At 44.1% G+C, this 17,796-nt stretch carries 13 protein-coding genes; 8 read left to right on the top strand and 5 right to left on the bottom strand.

Annotation, left to right across the window (positions count from 1 at the left end):
* Positions 1-93 precede the first annotated feature (93 nt).
* From M3636_RS14795 to M3636_RS14815, 5 genes are all read left to right on the top strand, one after another.
* Positions 94-1,158 (top strand): FUSC family protein, encoded by a 1,065-nt coding sequence (locus M3636_RS14795; RefSeq protein WP_251383009.1) that lies wholly within the window; start codon positions 94-96, stop codon positions 1,156-1,158.
* Between the two features lie 219 nt (positions 1,159-1,377).
* Positions 1,378-1,845 carry a pyridoxamine 5'-phosphate oxidase family protein gene (locus tag M3636_RS14800; protein WP_251383010.1) on the top strand — a complete coding sequence of 156 codons (468 nt, stop codon included), beginning with the start codon at positions 1,378-1,380 and terminating at the stop codon, positions 1,843-1,845.
* Positions 1,846-2,240: 395 nt separating this feature from the next.
* Entirely contained in the window at positions 2,241-4,616 is a 2,376-nt protein-coding gene (gene helD, locus M3636_RS14805) for an RNA polymerase recycling motor HelD (RefSeq protein WP_251383011.1), read from the top strand.
* A 244-nt stretch (positions 4,617-4,860) separates the two neighbouring features.
* Complete coding sequence (locus tag M3636_RS14810; protein WP_251383012.1) at positions 4,861-6,717, top strand: adenine deaminase; 1,857 nt, start codon at positions 4,861-4,863, stop codon at positions 6,715-6,717.
* A gap of 509 nt (positions 6,718-7,226) precedes the next feature.
* Positions 7,227-8,147, top strand: coding sequence for a hypothetical protein (locus tag M3636_RS14815; RefSeq protein ID WP_145410093.1), 921 nt, complete (start codon positions 7,227-7,229; stop codon positions 8,145-8,147).
* Between the two features lie 211 nt (positions 8,148-8,358).
* On the opposite strand, the gene M3636_RS14820 is transcribed toward M3636_RS14815, so the two are convergent.
* The gene (locus M3636_RS14820; protein ID WP_145410094.1) at positions 8,359-9,273 is read right to left on the bottom strand and encodes a helix-turn-helix domain-containing protein; all 915 of its coding nucleotides are present in this window, start codon (positions 9,271-9,273) and stop codon (positions 8,359-8,361) included.
* A 207-nt stretch (positions 9,274-9,480) separates the two neighbouring features.
* Between M3636_RS14820 and yicI the strand changes: the two genes are divergently transcribed.
* The 3 genes from yicI (at position 9,481) to bcbE (ending at position 14,414) form a co-directional block, all read left to right on the top strand.
* Positions 9,481-11,799 (top strand): alpha-xylosidase, encoded by a 2,319-nt coding sequence (gene yicI / locus M3636_RS14825; protein ID WP_251383013.1) that lies wholly within the window; start codon positions 9,481-9,483, stop codon positions 11,797-11,799.
* A 173-nt stretch (positions 11,800-11,972) separates the two neighbouring features.
* On the top strand, positions 11,973-12,983 hold the full coding sequence (locus tag M3636_RS14830) for an aminoglycoside phosphotransferase family protein (protein ID WP_251383014.1): 1,011 nt from the start codon (positions 11,973-11,975) through the stop codon (positions 12,981-12,983).
* A gap of 132 nt (positions 12,984-13,115) precedes the next feature.
* Positions 13,116-14,414 (top strand): bacillibactin exporter BcbE, encoded by a 1,299-nt coding sequence (gene bcbE / locus M3636_RS14835; protein ID WP_251383015.1) that lies wholly within the window; start codon positions 13,116-13,118, stop codon positions 14,412-14,414.
* A 112-nt stretch (positions 14,415-14,526) separates the two neighbouring features.
* Here bcbE and M3636_RS14840 read toward each other — a convergent pair whose 3' ends face one another.
* From M3636_RS14840 to M3636_RS14855, 4 genes are all read right to left on the bottom strand, one after another.
* The gene (locus tag M3636_RS14840) at positions 14,527-15,831 is read right to left on the bottom strand and encodes an MFS transporter (RefSeq protein ID WP_128101325.1); all 1,305 of its coding nucleotides are present in this window, start codon (positions 15,829-15,831) and stop codon (positions 14,527-14,529) included.
* 30 nt (positions 15,832-15,861) lie between these two features.
* Positions 15,862-16,284 (bottom strand): MarR family winged helix-turn-helix transcriptional regulator, encoded by a 423-nt coding sequence (locus tag M3636_RS14845; protein ID WP_251383016.1) that lies wholly within the window; start codon positions 16,282-16,284, stop codon positions 15,862-15,864.
* A gap of 144 nt (positions 16,285-16,428) precedes the next feature.
* Positions 16,429-17,544, bottom strand: coding sequence for a GerAB/ArcD/ProY family transporter (locus tag M3636_RS14850; RefSeq protein ID WP_145410528.1), 1,116 nt, complete (start codon positions 17,542-17,544; stop codon positions 16,429-16,431).
* A 22-nt stretch (positions 17,545-17,566) separates the two neighbouring features.
* Positions 17,567-17,773 (bottom strand): hypothetical protein, encoded by a 207-nt coding sequence (locus M3636_RS14855; RefSeq protein ID WP_128101328.1) that lies wholly within the window; start codon positions 17,771-17,773, stop codon positions 17,567-17,569.
* Positions 17,774-17,796: the final 23 nt, after the last annotated feature.

A 17,796-nucleotide genomic window follows, 5' to 3' on the forward strand; every position in this document is an offset into this window, starting at 1 on the left:
CATGAATATGAAGATCACTACAATGAAATACGGGGTAATAATGATTAATAATGCAGTTTACAGAAAAGATAGGTTAGGTAAGGAGGGGTTGCCGTGTCGTTCGGAGCACGAGTGCTTAAGACAGGGATTGCGGTAACGCTTGCTCTGTACCTCAGTATGTTTCTTAACCCGCAGTCGCCTGTGCCGGCTGCGATCGCGGCGATTTTTGCCATGCAGCCATCCATTTATCGTTCATGGAAATACTTCTTGGATCAGTTGCAGACAACAACACTTGGTGCCATTGTTGCACTACTCGGCGGTATGGTGCTGTCCAATGAACCCATCGCGGTTGGATTGATTATTGTGCTCGTCATCATGATCTGTCTTAAGCTGAATATGGGTGAGACCGTAGGTCTGACACTCGTTACCGTGGTTTCCATTATGGAAGCTTCGGGAGATTGGCATTTTGCACTGAATCGGTTTCTCTTAACGCTTATTGGTATTGTGTCAGCCTTCCTTATTAACATTACAGTCTTTCCTCCCAAGCCGAAGGTGCAGTTTGTGAAACAAATTCAGAATGTATTTAACAGTATGTCGCTCTTGCTAAGAACGTCCATCTCAGATGAGATTAAGGAAGCCGTATTCCGGGACGAGAAGAGCAACCTGGGTGGCTCCATTAAATCCCTGTCTGATAAGTACAATTTGTTTGAAGAAGAACAGAAGAAGATGAAACGTTCCAAGTTCAGCCAGACCCGCCAAATGGTTGTGTATAAGCAGATGTTACTGAGTCTGCAAAAGGGTTATGAAGTATTGGACTCTGTTGAACGTCACTACTTCCAAGCACAGCGAAGCCCTGAATTGGATCTTTTCTTCGATACTCACTTGGAGAGATTGATTAAATTTCACGAGCACGCACTCCTCAAGTTCGAAGATAAGCTGAAGCCCAATGGTGAGGAGGCAGAGCAGTTTATTTTGGACAATGATCATTTCATGGAGCAAGCGATCACGGAGTTTGATGTTGACCAGAACGGCATGCTTCGACTTTCCATTGTTGCTGCGGCGATCTATGATTATGGCTACCAACTGGAGCGACTCAATCGCCTTGCTGATCATGTACACAGTGGGAGCGATGATAAGGACTCACAGGATCATATCCTGAATTGGATTAAGTGGCCTTAATAGTGAATTGCAGTCGGCGGGATAGTCATATACAATAGAACCACAACTTAGCCCGGACAGCCTTGTCCGGGTTATTTTGTTGCAGGTGTACCAAATCATTAATAATATACATGCGTTCAAAATTTAAACCCCTTATTCGATGCTGAGATGCCACTAGGCACCTTCGTAATCAAAAGTGGACTTTTTGAAATACCTCTATAATGAATCGAGGGAGATCTTATGACTTCAAGAGTAACAGAGCTTAACCCTAAATTAATGCGGTGGTTTGACGGACAGCATTTACAGGACAAAAAACACGAAGCTATGCAATTACTAACTGTTTCGGAAGATGCATGGCCACATCAAGCTATGATTAGTGTGGGCGAACTGGTTGCGATAAGTCCAACAATCTTAAGACTTGCATTGTGGTCTGGCACACAGACAAGCAAGAATATGGAGCGAACGGGTAAGGCTACTTTGATCGCTATTGTAGATCACCAATTGTTAACCATTCGGCTTGCATTACGCACTCTTCCTCCCATAGCTGAGTCTGTTCATCCAAGGGATCGTTACGAAGGTGGAATTACGAGTATTCGTGTAGATCATGCGCCTTACGCCGACATCACCTCTGGGATTACCTATCAATTGAAGGACGAGCCTGGCACATTAAAGCGTTGGGAAGAGACGATTGCAGAGTTGCGATTTTAGAGATTGCTTGAAAGTCTACTTAATTAGTACGTAAACAATCATAATTAACATGTGAAATGATCTATATCGATCCATATGGTGGGTAATAATAAGCTAAGAAGAGACGATGCTGCATAGGATATATGGGGTGTGGGGGAAGAGATAAAGCTAAAGCTTACAACAATACATTGAAGAAATATATAGGAGTTAGAAATTAACATTAGAAAACAACAAAAAACGCCTCAACTTGCATCGGGACGTTGTCACTGGTACAATAAAAAATGGTTTTCAAAAAATTAGAACTAATTAACATAAATTTAAAATGTTTACTTTCTAATAATTATACCATGGCCTAGTCGGGCTTGTCAAATGGGCTTTTGAGGACACATTCCGGGGAAAGAGGGGCATAGGATTATATGAGTACAGAGCAGCAATGGAGCGAAGAACAGCATCGGGTCAACATTGTAACCAATCAGATTGAACGTAAAATTACAACTCTTGAACAAGAGGTTGGTTCCTTTCGAGACGAAGTTGTAGAGATGAGAAAGGATTTCTGGGACGAGGTTACGATGAACTTTAGTGAAGCCGATGATGTAGGGGAGACCTCTACAAGTATGCGGCAGCAGTCGCAGGTTTTATCGGATCGGGAGCGTAGTCATTTGAATACGGCAGCGGCACTCGACAAAATGAAAAGACTACATCACTCGCCTTATTTTGGACGCATTGATTTCAAAGAGGACGGCTATCCGCAGGCAGAGCGCATTTATCTTGGCATTGCTTCCTTGCTCGATGAGAAGGAGGAGTCCTTCCTGGTCTACGATTGGCGTGCTCCGATATCCAACCTGTATTATGATGGTGCGCCAGGGCCAATCACATATGAGACACCAAGCGGTGAGATCAGCGGCGACATTGAGATGAAGCGGCAATTTGTCATCCGTGAAGGTCGTATCCGGTTCATGTTTGACACAGGTGTAACCATCGGTGATGAATTGTTGCAGGCTGTTCTAAGCCGGACGTCAGATGCCCAGATGAAAAGTATTGTGGCGACGATCCAGAGAGAGCAAAACCGTATTATCCGTAACGATCGAACTCGTATGCTGATTGTACAGGGCGCTGCTGGAAGCGGCAAAACGTCGGCTGCCCTTCAGCGCGTAGCCTATCTTCTATATAAATACCGTGAACACTTGTCAGCGGATCAGATGGTGCTTTTCTCGCCAAATCCGATGTTCAATAGTTATGTATCCACCGTATTACCTGAGTTAGGCGAAGAGAATATGCTGCAAACGACGTTCCAAGAGTATTTGGAGCGGCGTCTGGGACGGGAATACCAGCTTGAAGATCCGTTTATTCAGCTTGAATATGTGCTTTCTGCTACAGAGGACGCGGCTTACCCTGCGCGCATGTCTGGTATTCGGTTCAAATCATCTGAATCGTTCCTGAAGGTGATTACGAAATACAAAGACAACTTAATGCTGGCTGGCATGAAGTTCAAGCCGGTTCGTTTCCAAGGACGTGCTGTTGTTACGGCTGAGGCGATGGCGGAGAAATTCTACAGTTATGAACCATCGGTGAAGCTGGTGAATCGGCTCGAAATGTTAAGAGACTGGATGTTGAAGGAACTTTCCGCATTTGGCAAAAGCGAACTAGAGGCACCTTGGGTTGATCAGCAGCTTGATGTGATGGAGCCAGAAGAACTGCAACGTGCCTTCCAACGTCTGAAGCGTAAGCAAAAAGGGAAGGTGGATACGTTTGACGATTTTGTGCAGGAACGCGAGATTCTAGCCAGAATGGTCGTGAGTAGCCGCCTTAAGCCTTTGCGTAAATGGATCAAATCGTTGCGGTTTGTTGATGTTCGCAAGCTTTATTCCCAATTGTTCAAGGATCAAGGACAGCTTGTTCGACTGCTGGATAACGAACCATTGCCTGCGTACTGGGAAGAAATTAGCGATATGACACTTCGGAGAATGAAAGAACAAGAGCTTGCTTATGAAGATATCACACCGTATCTGTACTTACGCGAACTATTGCTAGGGTTCCATATCAACTCTAACATTCGGCATGTGATTATTGACGAAGCGCAGGATTATTCTGCGTTCCAGCTGGCTTTTATGAAAAGATTGTTTCCACGAGCGAAGATTACAGCACTCGGTGATTTCAATCAGGCCATCTATGCTCATTCCTCTGTGCTGAGTGGGACGGGGCCATTAACGAACCTATACGGCCCTGAAAATACGGAAGTCATTGAACTCACCCGTAGTTATCGCTCAACACATGAGATTGTGGAGTTCACGCGGGGAATGGTTCCAGGTGGAGAAGAGATTATTCCGTTTAACCGTAGTGGGGAGAAACCTCAAGTTATCGTCACAACGTCTGAACAGAAGCATCTTGATCTGATTACAGCTGATCTTAATGCCTTAATTGAGGAAGGATATGAGTCTGTAGCGGTGATCTGTAAGACCGCAGAAGAGAGTAGAGAAGTGCATGAGGCACTTAGTAAGGCATTAACTACCGCGCCGAAGCTAATCAAAAAAACGACGTTAGCGTTCGAACGTGGTGTTCATGTCATACCTGCATACTTAGCAAAAGGTGTGGAGTTCGATGCTGTACTCATCTACGACGGTTCTGAAGAGCAATATGCCCAAGAGCATGAACGCAAATTGTTTTATACAGCATGTACACGGGCTATGCATTTACTTCATATCTATTGTTTAGGTCAACCGAGTCCATTTATCACTTCGCAATCCGAGACGTTATATCATACAGGAAAGGTATCTGCTGCTCGGGCAGATTAAGCAAAGTGATATAGGCTTAACGAAACCAAGGAGACTTCCGTCCGAGTGGACGGAAGTTTTTCTATCTATTTTCTGACATTGTAGCTGAGTAGACTTAGCTGGTTTGGATGGTTTGGATAAATTTTGCATCTGAATTTGGATTTAAACACAATTGGTGTAAATTTTCTTTACACTTAGAGTTCGGGCTCATATAATCGAAACAATATACTTTTTTGGAGCGTTTAATTCAGAAGGAGGCAACAACATGAACAAATCATCTTTTGACCGACCACTAATGGCGGATTGTGTACCTGATCTAGTGGCAACAGCACGTGGGGACTTGCCAGCAACATTGGTGATTCGAGGCGGGACATTGGTCAATGTTATATCTGGTGAAATTTTAGAAGGCATGTCTGTAGCCATACAGGGCGCACGGATTGCTTATGTCGGCAAAGATGTGAGTCATACGATCGGAGAACACACTCGAATCATCGAAGCAAATGGCAGGTACATGGCTCCGGGACTATTGGATGGGCACTGCCATATTGAAAGTACACAGATGAAGGTAACGGAGTTTGCGCGAGCAGTACTACCTTCCGGCACAACAGGCGGATTTTTTGACCCTCATGAAATCTCGAATGTCCTTGGACTCAAAGGTCTTAGAATGATGCTTGATGAAGCACGGACGACACCAATGGCTGCGTATATGCAGGTTGCGTCATGTGTGCCTTCTACGCATCCTGGTCTGGAGACGACAGGGGCTTATATTGGCCCAGAGGAAGTGGCTGAGGCTCTATCTTGGGGACCGGATATGATTGGTCTGGGAGAGGTTATGAACTTTCCAGGTGTTGTGTACGGTGATGACACGATGATAGGAGAGATTCAAGCTACTCTACGAGCAGGCAAAGTTGCTGATGGGCACTTTACCTGGGCAGCAGATGACTGGCGTTTGCCAGCCTATGCGGCTAGTGGAGTTACTGGGGATCACGAGTGTGTAACGAAGGAAGATGTGGTTGAGCGTCTGCGACTGGGCATGTATGCCAAGATGCGTCAAGGATCGGCTTGGCATGATGTAGCTGAGACGATCAAGGCTTGCACAGAACTTGGCTTGGATACGCGCCGGATGATGCTAGTTACGGATGATCGGAGTTCAGAGTCCTTGTTGAAGGAAGGACATATGGATTTTGTAGTGCGTCTCGCCATTTCACAGGGCGTGAAGCCGGTGACAGCGTTCCAGATGGCAACCATTAATACGGCTGAGCGGTTTGGTGTGGCACGAGATATTGGCGCGGTCATTCCGGGTAATATCGCTGATATTATTTTGCTGGATGGGCGACTGGCGGATGTGCGCGTTGGCATGACGATTGCGGCTGGGCAGGTCGTGGCGGAGAATGGCAAGATGACTGCCGTATGGGATAATTTCATCTATCCAGAAGAGGCATTGAATACGGTGAAATTGGAACCTACAATCACGCCAGAGCAGATGGAGCTTGCTGCGCCGATTGAAGAAGGCACCATTGGGGCTAAGATTATTCATGTCACGGAGAATCATGTGGATACGAAGGAAAAACATCTTCCTGTTACTGTGCAGAATGGTCGAGTCATGGTATCTACAACAGGGGATGTGTGTAAAATTGCAGTGCTGGAGCGCCACAAACAAACGGGGAACCGAGCGGTGGCATTAGTTGGAGGCATTGGCTTCACCGCACCAGCAGCCATTGCAATGACGGTAGCTCATGACAGCCATAATCTGTTGATTATCGGTAATGATGATGCGTTAATGGCTGAAGCGGGGAACCGGGTCATTCGCATGCAAGGCGGCGTCGCTGTAGTTACAGGTTCAGGAGTGACTGAGTTCCCATTACGGATTGCTGGACTGATGTCAACGGAGTCCTTTGAAGAGGTTGCCGTTCAATCCGCAGCCGTTAGCGAAGCGTTGCAATCGGTCGGCTGTACACTAAATAATGCATTTATGACCCTATCTTTGCTGGCATTGGTTGTAATTCCAGAGCTGCGCTTATCCGATAAAGGGTTGGTACGAATCTCGGCAGAAGGGATCGAGCTGGTGTCCCTGTTTGATGAGACAACAGAGAACATGAACGCTGCCCCGGCTGGTTCGTAAGTTCATCATTACATCAAGATAACGTTACATCAGAGTTGAAATGTGATTGTATGAGTAAGCCATCTAGAGCTGATCTAGATGGCTTTTTTTGTGTTTTGACTGAAGAAGTGGAATGAATCGTTTGAAGAAGCGTAGCTGCAAGCTTGTTGCAGAACTGCACGGAGGGATATACGTCAGCGGTTCATTTTAAACAAATTAGCAAGGAAAACGCTTACTAGGTCTTCTGTCGGTAGGAAACATATGTTCATAATGACTGAAGTCTTGTGTGTTAAAGCGTTAAATAAGGAAATTTTTCGTTAATTGAGACTTTAGAACTATAAATACAGAAGTATGAATACCCGAAATAATGTTATATGATTCTTTCGTCGTAAGTCTTAGAGATGACATTGCATATAGAAGCAATTCATGGGGGAGAGCTTTTGGTAAATACGCCAAAATGCTTAAATTACGACAGTTTTTTGCCGGGAGCTAAAGTCAGAGGGGTATAACATTTGAGGGAGTGTACGAATATGCAACAGAAGTCCAAATATCATTTTATCAAACTTGTCAGTTGTCTAATCCTCGTCGCAGGCGTTACGTTTTCATCAAAAACCATTGCGGATGGTTCGGTTGAAAGTTATGAGAGCATCCATGGTGCTATTGAGCAGCCGATCCGGGCTACATGGGTTTGGGATACTACTCAGATTCAAAGTCGGCCACAGGAAGTACTGAAATTTGCCAAAGAAAAAAAGGTGAATACAATCTATCTGCAATTGAACCGGGATGTGAAGATCCCTTATTATACAAGCTTTATTAGTGAGGCTAGAGCGAACCATATTGCAGTTGATGTGATGGATGGCAGATCCGCATGGGGATTAACTGAAAGTAGGGCGCAAATTGCTGATTTTCTAAACTGGATTGAAGCCTATCAAAATCAGGTGCAACCAAATGAAAAATTTGCCGGTATTCATCTGGACATTGAACCGCATGTGCATCCACAGTGGAAAACGAATCAAGCGAGTGTTATTACGCAATGGATGGGAAATGTGCAGTACATCATGGATCGGGCTAAACAAATGAAAATGCCGGTTGGGGCAGATCTGCCATTCTGGCTGGATAATTACAAAGTTCCTGGTTCGACGCAAGCCGTTAGCAATTGGATGATTCAGAAATATGATTCAATCACAATCATGGCGTATCGAGATACGGCAGCTGCAATCTACAATGTGGCGAAGGATGAGCTTATCGATGCAGCACAACAAGGCAAGAAGATATCCATCGCTATAGAGACGAAGCAGAGTAAAGAGGGCGACTTCATTACATTCTATGAAGAGGGTTCGGAGTACATGGAATCTCAGCTCAAACTAGTGGAGAATATGGCCAAAGTTCATTCATCCTTTAACGGATTCTCAATTCATGAATACACGTCATGGAAAACTTTAAAGAACTAGGGAGTCAATGCTTCTAATTCTAATGTAGAAAAAAGAATACAGCCTTCCCAAAGATGTCGCGACGCTCCCTGTCGCTGACATCTTTTTTTGACTCGGAGTAGGCTGTGAGATGCTTGAAGTAAGCGAGTGAATGAACTTAGCTAACATGTAAGCATGGAACAATATGTTTAAGTTAACATGTTGCCATGTGCCCACACGCTAATTATGAAGATTAGATAAGCATCGGCTCCACGTCAACCTTCTCGTAGAACATTTTCCGATACTGTGATGGTGTGGTGCTTTTATGTTTCTTGAACGTGGTTATAAAGTAGCTCAGGTGCTCGAAGCCAACGTCCATCGCGATATCTACAATTTTATGATCGGTATTCTCCAGCAGGTAACAGGCCTGTTGAACGCGATAATAATTAATGTAATCAACCGGGCTTTTCTGCACCATCTGTTTGAAGAATCGGCAAAAGTGTCCTTCACTCATATTCGCCTCATCTGCTAACTCCTTTAGCCGTAATGCTTCTGGATAATGCTGATGAATGTACGATAGCACCGACTTCAAGCGTTCCACTTTATCATGGCTGCCTGTAGGAAGAGTGCCATTACTAGTAGCTGGACGCATGTGCTCGAACATTTGCGCAAATATAAGGTAGAGGTATGCTTTGGTGGACATTTCGCACGTCTCAGAGCGGGTAGCATGTTCGGCAAAAATGCGTTGTAGATACAGCAGGATTTCTTGTCCCCATGGATCACTAGGCTTGATATGGTTGGGAGGGACGAGTGTCTTGTGAACAAGTGGATGAATAAACTTTTCCTGAATCGTATCGAAAGTGCGACTCCCCAGCAACTCAGGACTGAACACAATAGAAGAAAAGACGCAAGGAATAGTTCCCTTCAAATAACCAACGTGAATTTCTCCCCGGTTAATAAAGATCGCTTCTCCGGCTTGTACCTCAACGGTGTTCATATCAATCTGAAAGACAGCACTTCCTTGTGTAACCATAGTGAACTCCATCTCGTCGTGCCAGTGGCAATCAAGAATGATGTCACCGTCCAACTGTTGAATATCCGGATATACACTGACAGGATACATGGCATCACCGTGTACCCGATCCTCTCGTAAACGTTCACGTTCCATGATGTGGCTCCTTCAATGATCATAATTAATGAAGTAATGAAAAGCATAATGAAATTGATGCTAATGTAATCGTTTCCATTGATTGGTGTTATTTATGAATAAATCGTTCAGAAATATCAAAATCGTGATATATTCAGTCAAAATAGGAGAAGAAATTCATGATTAATATCAATATCATTATAGTATAACCGAAGGGGGTAATCAAAGATGAAATTTACGGACGGCTATTGGCAAACCCGCGAAGGATATCATGTACAAAATCCTGCGGATATTCGCGATATCGTACAAAAGGGTGATTCCTTTACAGTATATGCAGCAACGAAACGCATTGAACGCAAGGGAGATACGTTGAACGGCACATTGCTCAAAGCAACGTACAGCTCACCGATGCCTGACGTGATCCGGGTACAATTGAACCATCACAAGGGCAAAGTGAATCCTGGTCCTGAATTTGCACTGAATACATTAAATACAGATGTAAAGATCACTCGTGATGAGAACGGCGCAGAGTTGCAAAGTGGCAACTTACGTGTAACCGTTAACAAAGCAGGTGGTTGGGACATCGGTTTCCACTATAATGAAAAACGTTTGACAGGAAGTGGCTGGAGAGGCCCAGCATACATTGAGTCTGCAACTGAAGGTGCATTCTTCCGCGAGCAGCTTGAGCTTGGTGTTGGAGAATATGTATACGGCTTGGGCGAGCGCTTTACGCCGTTTGTGAAGAATGGTCAAGTCGTGGATATCTGGAATGAAGACGGTGGTACAAGCAGTGAGCAAGCGTACAAAAACATTCCATTCTACCTGTCGAACAAAGGATACGGTGTGTTTGTAAACCACCCAGAGAAGGTATCTTATGAGATTGCTTCCGAGAATGTATCCAAAGTACAGTTTAGTGTAGAGGGCGAGTCACTGGAATATTTCATTATCGGTGGTAGCAATCCGAAGGAAGTGCTGGACAACTATACGAAACTGACCGGCAAACCGGCATTGCCGCCGGCATGGACGTTTGGTTTGTGGCTGACAACTTCATTTACAACAGACTATGATGAAGCAACGGTTAATCATTTTGTAGATGGCATGGCTGAGCGTGACCTGCCACTTTCCGTATTCCACTTTGACTGCTTCTGGATGAAGGAGTACCAATGGTGTGATTTTGAGTGGGATGAGGATATGTTCCCAGACCCAGTAGGTATGCTTAGTCGTTTGAAAGACAAAGGCCTCAAAATCTGTGCATGGATTAACCCTTACATTGCGGAGAAATCCATTTTGTTTGATGAAGGTATGGAGAAGGGTTACCTGGTTAAAACAGCGGACGGAAGCGTATGGCAATGGGATAAATGGCAAGCGGGTATGGGTCTCGTAGATTTCACGAATCCAGCAGCAACCGATTGGTACAAAGGTAAACTGAAAACATTGATCGAGCAAGGCGTAGATTGCTTCAAAACAGACTTCGGCGAAAGAATTCCAACGGATGTAGTCTATTACGATGGCTCCGATCCGGTGAAAATGCACAATTATTATACGTTCCTATATAACAAAGCTGTATTTGAAGTATTGGAAGAAAACTTGGGCAAAAACGAAGCAGCATTGTTTGCACGCTCTGCAACCGTTGGTGGCCAACAGTTCCCTGTACACTGGGGCGGCGATTGCTCTTCCAACTACTCATCAATGGCAGAATCGCTGCGCGGTGGCTTATCCCTTGGTCTGTCAGGCTTCGGCTTCTGGAGCCACGATATTAGTGGATTCGAGAAAACAGCAGAACCAGACGTCTACAAACGTTGGGTACAATTCGGTCTATTGTCATCCCACAGCCGTCTGCATGGTAATGAATCTTATCGTGTACCTTGGTTGTTCGATGAAGAAGCTGTTGATGTGGTACGTGACTTCACGAAGCTTAAACTTAGCTTGATGCCATATCTGTTCAATTCCGCAGTAGAATCGACAGTTCGAGGCTTGCCAATGATGCGTGCAATGGTTCTGGAGTTCCCTGAAGATCCAACATGTGCAACCATTGATACACAGTACATGTTTGGTGATTCCATTCTGGTCGCACCGATCTTCAATAAAGAAGGCGATGTAACCTATTACCTACCAGAAGGTACGTGGACGAACTATCTGACAGGCGCTAAGGTAGAGGGTGGACGATGGGTTAGCGAGAACCATGACTTCAAAACACTGCCTATGATGATCAAGCCGAACAGTCTTATCGCTGTAGGTGCAGTCGATGGCAAACCAGACTATGACTTCGCTCAAGATGTTTCCTTGCACTTGTTCGAACTGGCTGATGGTCATCAAGCCCAAGCTGTTGTTGTGAATCAAGCTGCTGAGCAGGAGCTTACTATTCAAGTATCGCGTAACGGTTCGGTTCTAGAAGTTACGGCAGAAGGTGCAGGCAAACCTTGGAGTCTTGTACTTCGTGGTGTTGGTAGTGTATCGAGTGTTGAAGGTGGCTCCTATGATTCTGGTGAGCATGGTGTGGTCGTTACGGCAGCATCTGGAGCAAAACAACTCTCCATTCAATTGTAATTTGCTATTGATCTAAATGAAGATAGAATAGAGAAGAGGGACGGTACCGAAAGGTACCGTTTTTCTCTTGTTATTTGTTATGCTTTTTCGACTGTTTAACCTCAAAATTGGTTTAGGTACAATATGACTTATACCTAGTAAGACATATCATTACAGTTAGGGGATTACGCTATATGGACTCCAATTATTCCAAATTACATCAACCTATTACGCCAGAGATGTTATATACCTTAGTGAAACATACATTTGGCGCAAACACTCAAGTAAAGCAATATGGTTTGTTACAGGGTGGTCTGTTTAACACCACTTATCGTATAGAACTGGATCACCCTAAGTATCCGGACATCATCTTGCGATTAGCACCTGAACGAGTACAAGATGAAGACATTGAACATACACTTGTAGATCCTTTATTTTCATTTGAACGCACAATGATGGCATCTGAACCAATAATCTATGAGCTATATCGCCAGCAGGGAATTCCCTGTGCAACGGTTATTGCCTGTGACTCTAGTGGGATTACGATACCAAGAACGTATATGTTTATGGAGTTCATCCCCAGCCGGCAGTTAAATGATCCTTCATTGTTGGCAAAGGAGAAAGAGGAGCTTTATCGCCAATTAGGCGCTTATACCGCTACAATGCATACCATTGAGGCAGAATCGTTTGGATGGCCGCAGGCGGATGGAACCATCAAGGGATCTACTCGCTGGTCAGAGGTGGTATTAGCATATGCAGCAGAGACGGCAGCAAAGGCAGAACAGGCTCAATACATGCACGGAGTAGGGGAAGAGATATTATCAATTTTAGAGGGAAATCAACATATCTTAGACCAGGTGACGAAGCCCGTGTTAGTTCATAATGACTTATGGGAAGCCAATGTGTTGATCCATGAGCAACAGGGACAGCCCCGCATTGCGGCCATTATTGACGGGGACCGCTCCATGTTTGCTGATCGTGAATTCGAGGCGCTTTTATCAACCGAATCCACTGATTTTCATAAGGGGTATGATCGTCCGCTTGATATGTCGGAAGAAGGACAGTTACGGCGGTTTATGTATCGTCTAGTGTCAGCTTATTTTAACGCCTATGTTCATGAGCATCAGGTCAATCAGCATGAAGACGCACAGAAGTATGAACAAAGAACGTTAAGTCTGCTCAAGGAATGGAAAGAACGAAATTAGCCATACAGTGTAAAAGTTCATATATCTGTTGCTAAGTGTGCTTCAATGAACTTTTTACATATCCGAATAAACATCTGCACAATGACCCACAATAACATTGATATTTCCTGATCCCGTAAAGGTGGTTGAGGTATGAGTGATAAAAAGTGGGATCTTGTTGCACTTGCTTCCATTCCGGTAATCATGACTTTGGGTAACTCCATGTTAATTCCGATCCTTCCCCAGATAGAGCGTGAATTAAAGGTATCGTCCTTTAAAGTCAGTATGCTAATTACCGTGTACGCCGTTGTAGCTATTCTGTTGATCCCGCTTGCCGGATATTTATCGGATCGTTTCGGGCGAAAAGTTGTTATTATTCCCAGCCTGATCATTGCGGCTGTTGGTGGTGCGGTGGCAGGTGGTGCAGCATGGTTAATGAACGGAGATGCCGCATACTGGGTGATACTTGGAGGTAGGTTACTGCAAGGTATAGGTGCCGCTGGCGCATTTCCCATCGTCATTCCGCTTGTTGGCGATATGTTCAGTGATGAAAATGAGGTCAGCAAGAGCTTAGGCATTATTGAAACATCGAATACCTTCGGTAAAGTGTTAAGTCCTATTCTTGGTGCAGCTTTGGCTGTCTGGTTATGGTATTTGCCGTTTATGGCGATTCCTGTATTATGTCTGATTTCATTGTTATTGGTTATCTTTCTGGTGAAAACACCTAAGAAAAAAGAGAAACCGCCTACATTCTCAGAATTCGTCGCTTCCATTCGGGCCGTTCTTAAGGAAAAAGGCCACTGGCTGTATGCGCTTTTTGCCATTGGTGGAATTTGCATGTTTGTCATTTTTGGTGTGCTTTTTTATTTGTCAGAGACCTTGGAATCTGAATTCAAACTAAAGGGTGTGCTAAAAGGACTTGTGTTAGCCATTCCATTAGCGGCACTATGCCTGGCCTCATTTCTTGCAGGAAAATGGATTGGTAAAAGCAAAACACGTATGAAATGGATTGGATTTACCGGGTTAGTGATTTTGACCGTTTCTCTTGTCATCATGGGGTTATGGGACAATATATATGCTGTCGTGGGTTTGTTTACCTTGGGCAGTGCGGGTATTGGTGCAACATTGCCCTGTCTTGATGCATTAATAACCGAAGGTGTGGACAAGAAACAACGAGGGACAATTACTGCTTTATTCAGTAGTATGCGTTTTATTGGGGTGTCCTTGGGGCCACCAGTTATATCTTTGTTAATTGGAAGTGCTCACATCCTTATCTTCGGCATACTTGCTGCAACAGGGGCAGTCGGTGGTTTGCTTACACTGCTTGCAGTGAAACCTGAGAAAAGCAATACTGACGCAGAAGAAGCTACGCATGAAGATGAGGAAGAAGAGAACGTGAATGAGACCAGGCGAGGGATACCGAAACTAGGGAAAAGAAGAAGCCCATTCTAGATTAAATATTTACTTATTGAAAGTCACAACACAAAAATGCGTTGCGCATGAGGAGACTCGGATGTCCTCATGTGACAACGCATTTTTTTATTGGCATCTGGTGTAGAGTTACTTACTGTCGATCTCTATCGTTAGAAGAAGGTGTAGTTTCGCTAGAGGATTGTTCCTTTTCACCACTAATATGGGTGTGCTCTAGAAGAGGGTGAGGAGTTATCGCATAGCCACCACTTCTCTTGCCTTGAATTAAATAGATGAGTAGAAACACAATCATGAACATAACCGAATAGCGGTACATATCTGTATAACTTGTGAGGGATGCAATACCACCAAGCAATAGGGCGCCAGTTGCGATACCTAGATCAAGACTATTCAAAAACATGCCATTCGCCATTCCGCGCTGAGAAGGTGCCACAATTTGAATCATCCAGGTTTGCAGAGAAGACTGCATGGAACCATAGCCAATTCCATAAATAAATGCTGCTACAAATAATGTAGGCATAGAAGTTGCATATGAAAGAATAATTAATCCAATGGCGATAAATATCGCTCCAGGAATCAACAACGCTTTTGGCCCCTTTTGATCATAAAGCCGTCCAGCAAAGGGTCTGACCAGTAGAACTGCAATCGCATTAAATAGGAAGAACAGTGCGGGATTAGAGAGGTTAGCTTCCTTACCGTATAACACGATAAATCCAACAAGTCCACCGTATGTTATGGATAATAGGCCGTTCAGAACACTTGGTAAAATCAATTTACGATTAAAAGGGATTTTTTCACCTTTTGCAGATGTTGTAGGTATTGCTCCTGCTGGAGTGAGGGTTCCTTGATCGCCACGTTGAGCTTTTTTGCGGGTTAGCGAATAACTGAGCGGATAAATGACAGCGACCACGCCTGCCGTACACAACATTAAAGTTACGAAGCCTTGTCCTTGCAGCAATGTCACCCCGATAATTGGCCCCATAGACATGGCAAGACTTGTGGATAAGCCGAAGTAGCCCATACCCTCGCCCATACGTTTAACGGGAACAATATCAGAGGCCATCGTTGGAAAAGCAGTACTGCTCATACCAAATCCTACCCCGAATAACATACGAAGCAATAACAGGACTACGATGCCTGCCGCAAAATAATAGCCTAGTGTTGCTAGCAACGCGATAGATAGACCCACATAGATCATCGTGTTCCGAAGACCTTTCTCCAGAGCCTTGGCAGAATAGAGTCTTGCAGCAATGGCGCTAAGTGCAAAAAGACAGGTGAACAAACTGACCTCAAACGCATTGGCATGAAAGCGATCCTGCACATAAGCGGGCAGTGGAGAGACGATCATATGCAGCTGCAGAAACAGCAAAAAATTACATAGCATTAATAATATAAAATCGGTTGTCCATAATTTCACTTGTGTAGATTGTGTATTCATATAACAGAATTCCCCCTGATGTTCTTTTCTCTAAAGGTTGTGATTAATGAGGGAAAGAGTATGTTTAAATGCTTCCATCTGGTCTTCAGGTATACCTTCAGCAAGTTCTTTATTCATTTCTCTTTCGATGGGAACGAGGATGTCCAGCATGGTTCTACCCTCAGTTGTCAGATATAGCAGGTAAGCTCTGCGATCCTGTTCACTCGTTTGACGCTCAACCCATCCTTTCTTCTCCAGAAGATCAATGATCCGGGCAGTCGTTGGTTGATCTTTAAAAACACGTAAAGCAACTTCCTTCTGATTCACGCCTTCGCCTTTACCAATATTAAATAGAACCGAAAACTGCTCTGATGTAATGTCATATGGTTTGAACTTGGTCGCGAGTAAAGCGACTGCTTTGCGATGCGTCAAACCTAGCATGAAACCGACGGATTGCTCCAATGAATAATCCATATTGCGATGAAAACCTCACTTTCAATCAGAATAAATACACTGCACATATATACTTGTTATAACAACTATATGCCAAACAAGTAATTTTGTAAAGGATGGAGAAGAGGTTGTTCTGTACTCAAAAATAGTTTCAGTGGCATGAAGTCATGACGAAGGGGTGGGAGAGGGCTGGATTTTTCTATGTTTTCCATAACGGAGCCAGTGAACAATAACATATAGTATAGGCATGGATTCAATGAGAAGGGTAAACATAGGCACAGCGTAGGATCGTGTAGCTAGCTCATAAGCAGTGACATCTTTGGCGTATTGCATCACAATGGCAGCAGCTGTGCCACCAATCAAATACACAACCGATTTTTGTTGTCTAACACCACTAATTTTGGATAGACACACAGAAGCGACATATAACAAAAATGAACTTCGTGTAAACATGGTTGTTGACCAGATCGCAATCAATACGGGATCAAGATTATCAAGAAAATCGCCATATCGAGCAAACCTGATCATCTCAAGTAAAGGATAACGGAGGCTCGCTGCTACATAAGGACCAAAGTTCATGAGGGTATAGATCCAGAAAAAAACAACAAACAAAATGACGGTGATTCCCGCGAATACCATGCTTCTCAGTAAGGGGCGTCTAAACGCGACTGTCGGAGCGAGAAAGAGAAACATCATCCATTCGGAAAACCAAGGTAGGGTAGAAAAAGAGCCCATGACAATCTCGCCTAGATCATGATGTGTTGTCAAAGCGAGGAGTACATCTGGATTACCACCACTGCCTACGGTCGGGATCAGCAGCGTTGATGTGAGAACTTGCACCAAAAAAATACCTTCGGACATAAAAATAATGGTCACTAGGCCCGAGCGCGCAGACAAGCTGACACATAGCAAGGTTAGTGTTGCGGTAACCCAGATAGGTGTCTCGGGTAAATACATGGATTGCAGAAAAATAATAAAGTTCTCAACATCAATTGTCACTAAATACAAGCACAACAATGCAATCATTCCAACAAAAAAGAGATGTATCCATTTGCCAACAATGTCTTCTCCGAAGCTCAGCCACGGTCGATCCGGGTGGAGGGATCCGAGTCTGTATGTAAAGAATAAGAAGATGAGGCTGATCAGAAATCCACCAATCGTAGACAACCAGCCCTGATATCCACTCATCTTGAATAATCGTTGTAGGAGGAAAGCAATAGGTTCAGAGTATAGATAAACAAACATGAAGCGATAAGCTTGCCCAGCCGTTAGATGATTCATAGATAAATGCTACCTCCTCTTCTTAATGAATCATAGGATCAATCCAGCCAAAGATCAGTTGAATGATATCATTGGGATTAGGCCATGCAGACCAGCTAACCGCAAGCGTATTCCAAACGATAAACAGCCCGAGTAGAATGAAGTAACTACGTCTAATCTTTTTTTTGCTCGTTCTTACGGATGCATAGTCGGATAGATAGAGCCCAGCAAACAACAAAACGGCAATCATGATGTTCCTCCTTTAACACATGT

This window comes from Paenibacillus sp. MER 99-2 (assembly GCF_023714095.1).
In the GTDB taxonomy this organism is placed as follows: domain Bacteria; phylum Bacillota; class Bacilli; order Paenibacillales; family Paenibacillaceae; genus Paenibacillus.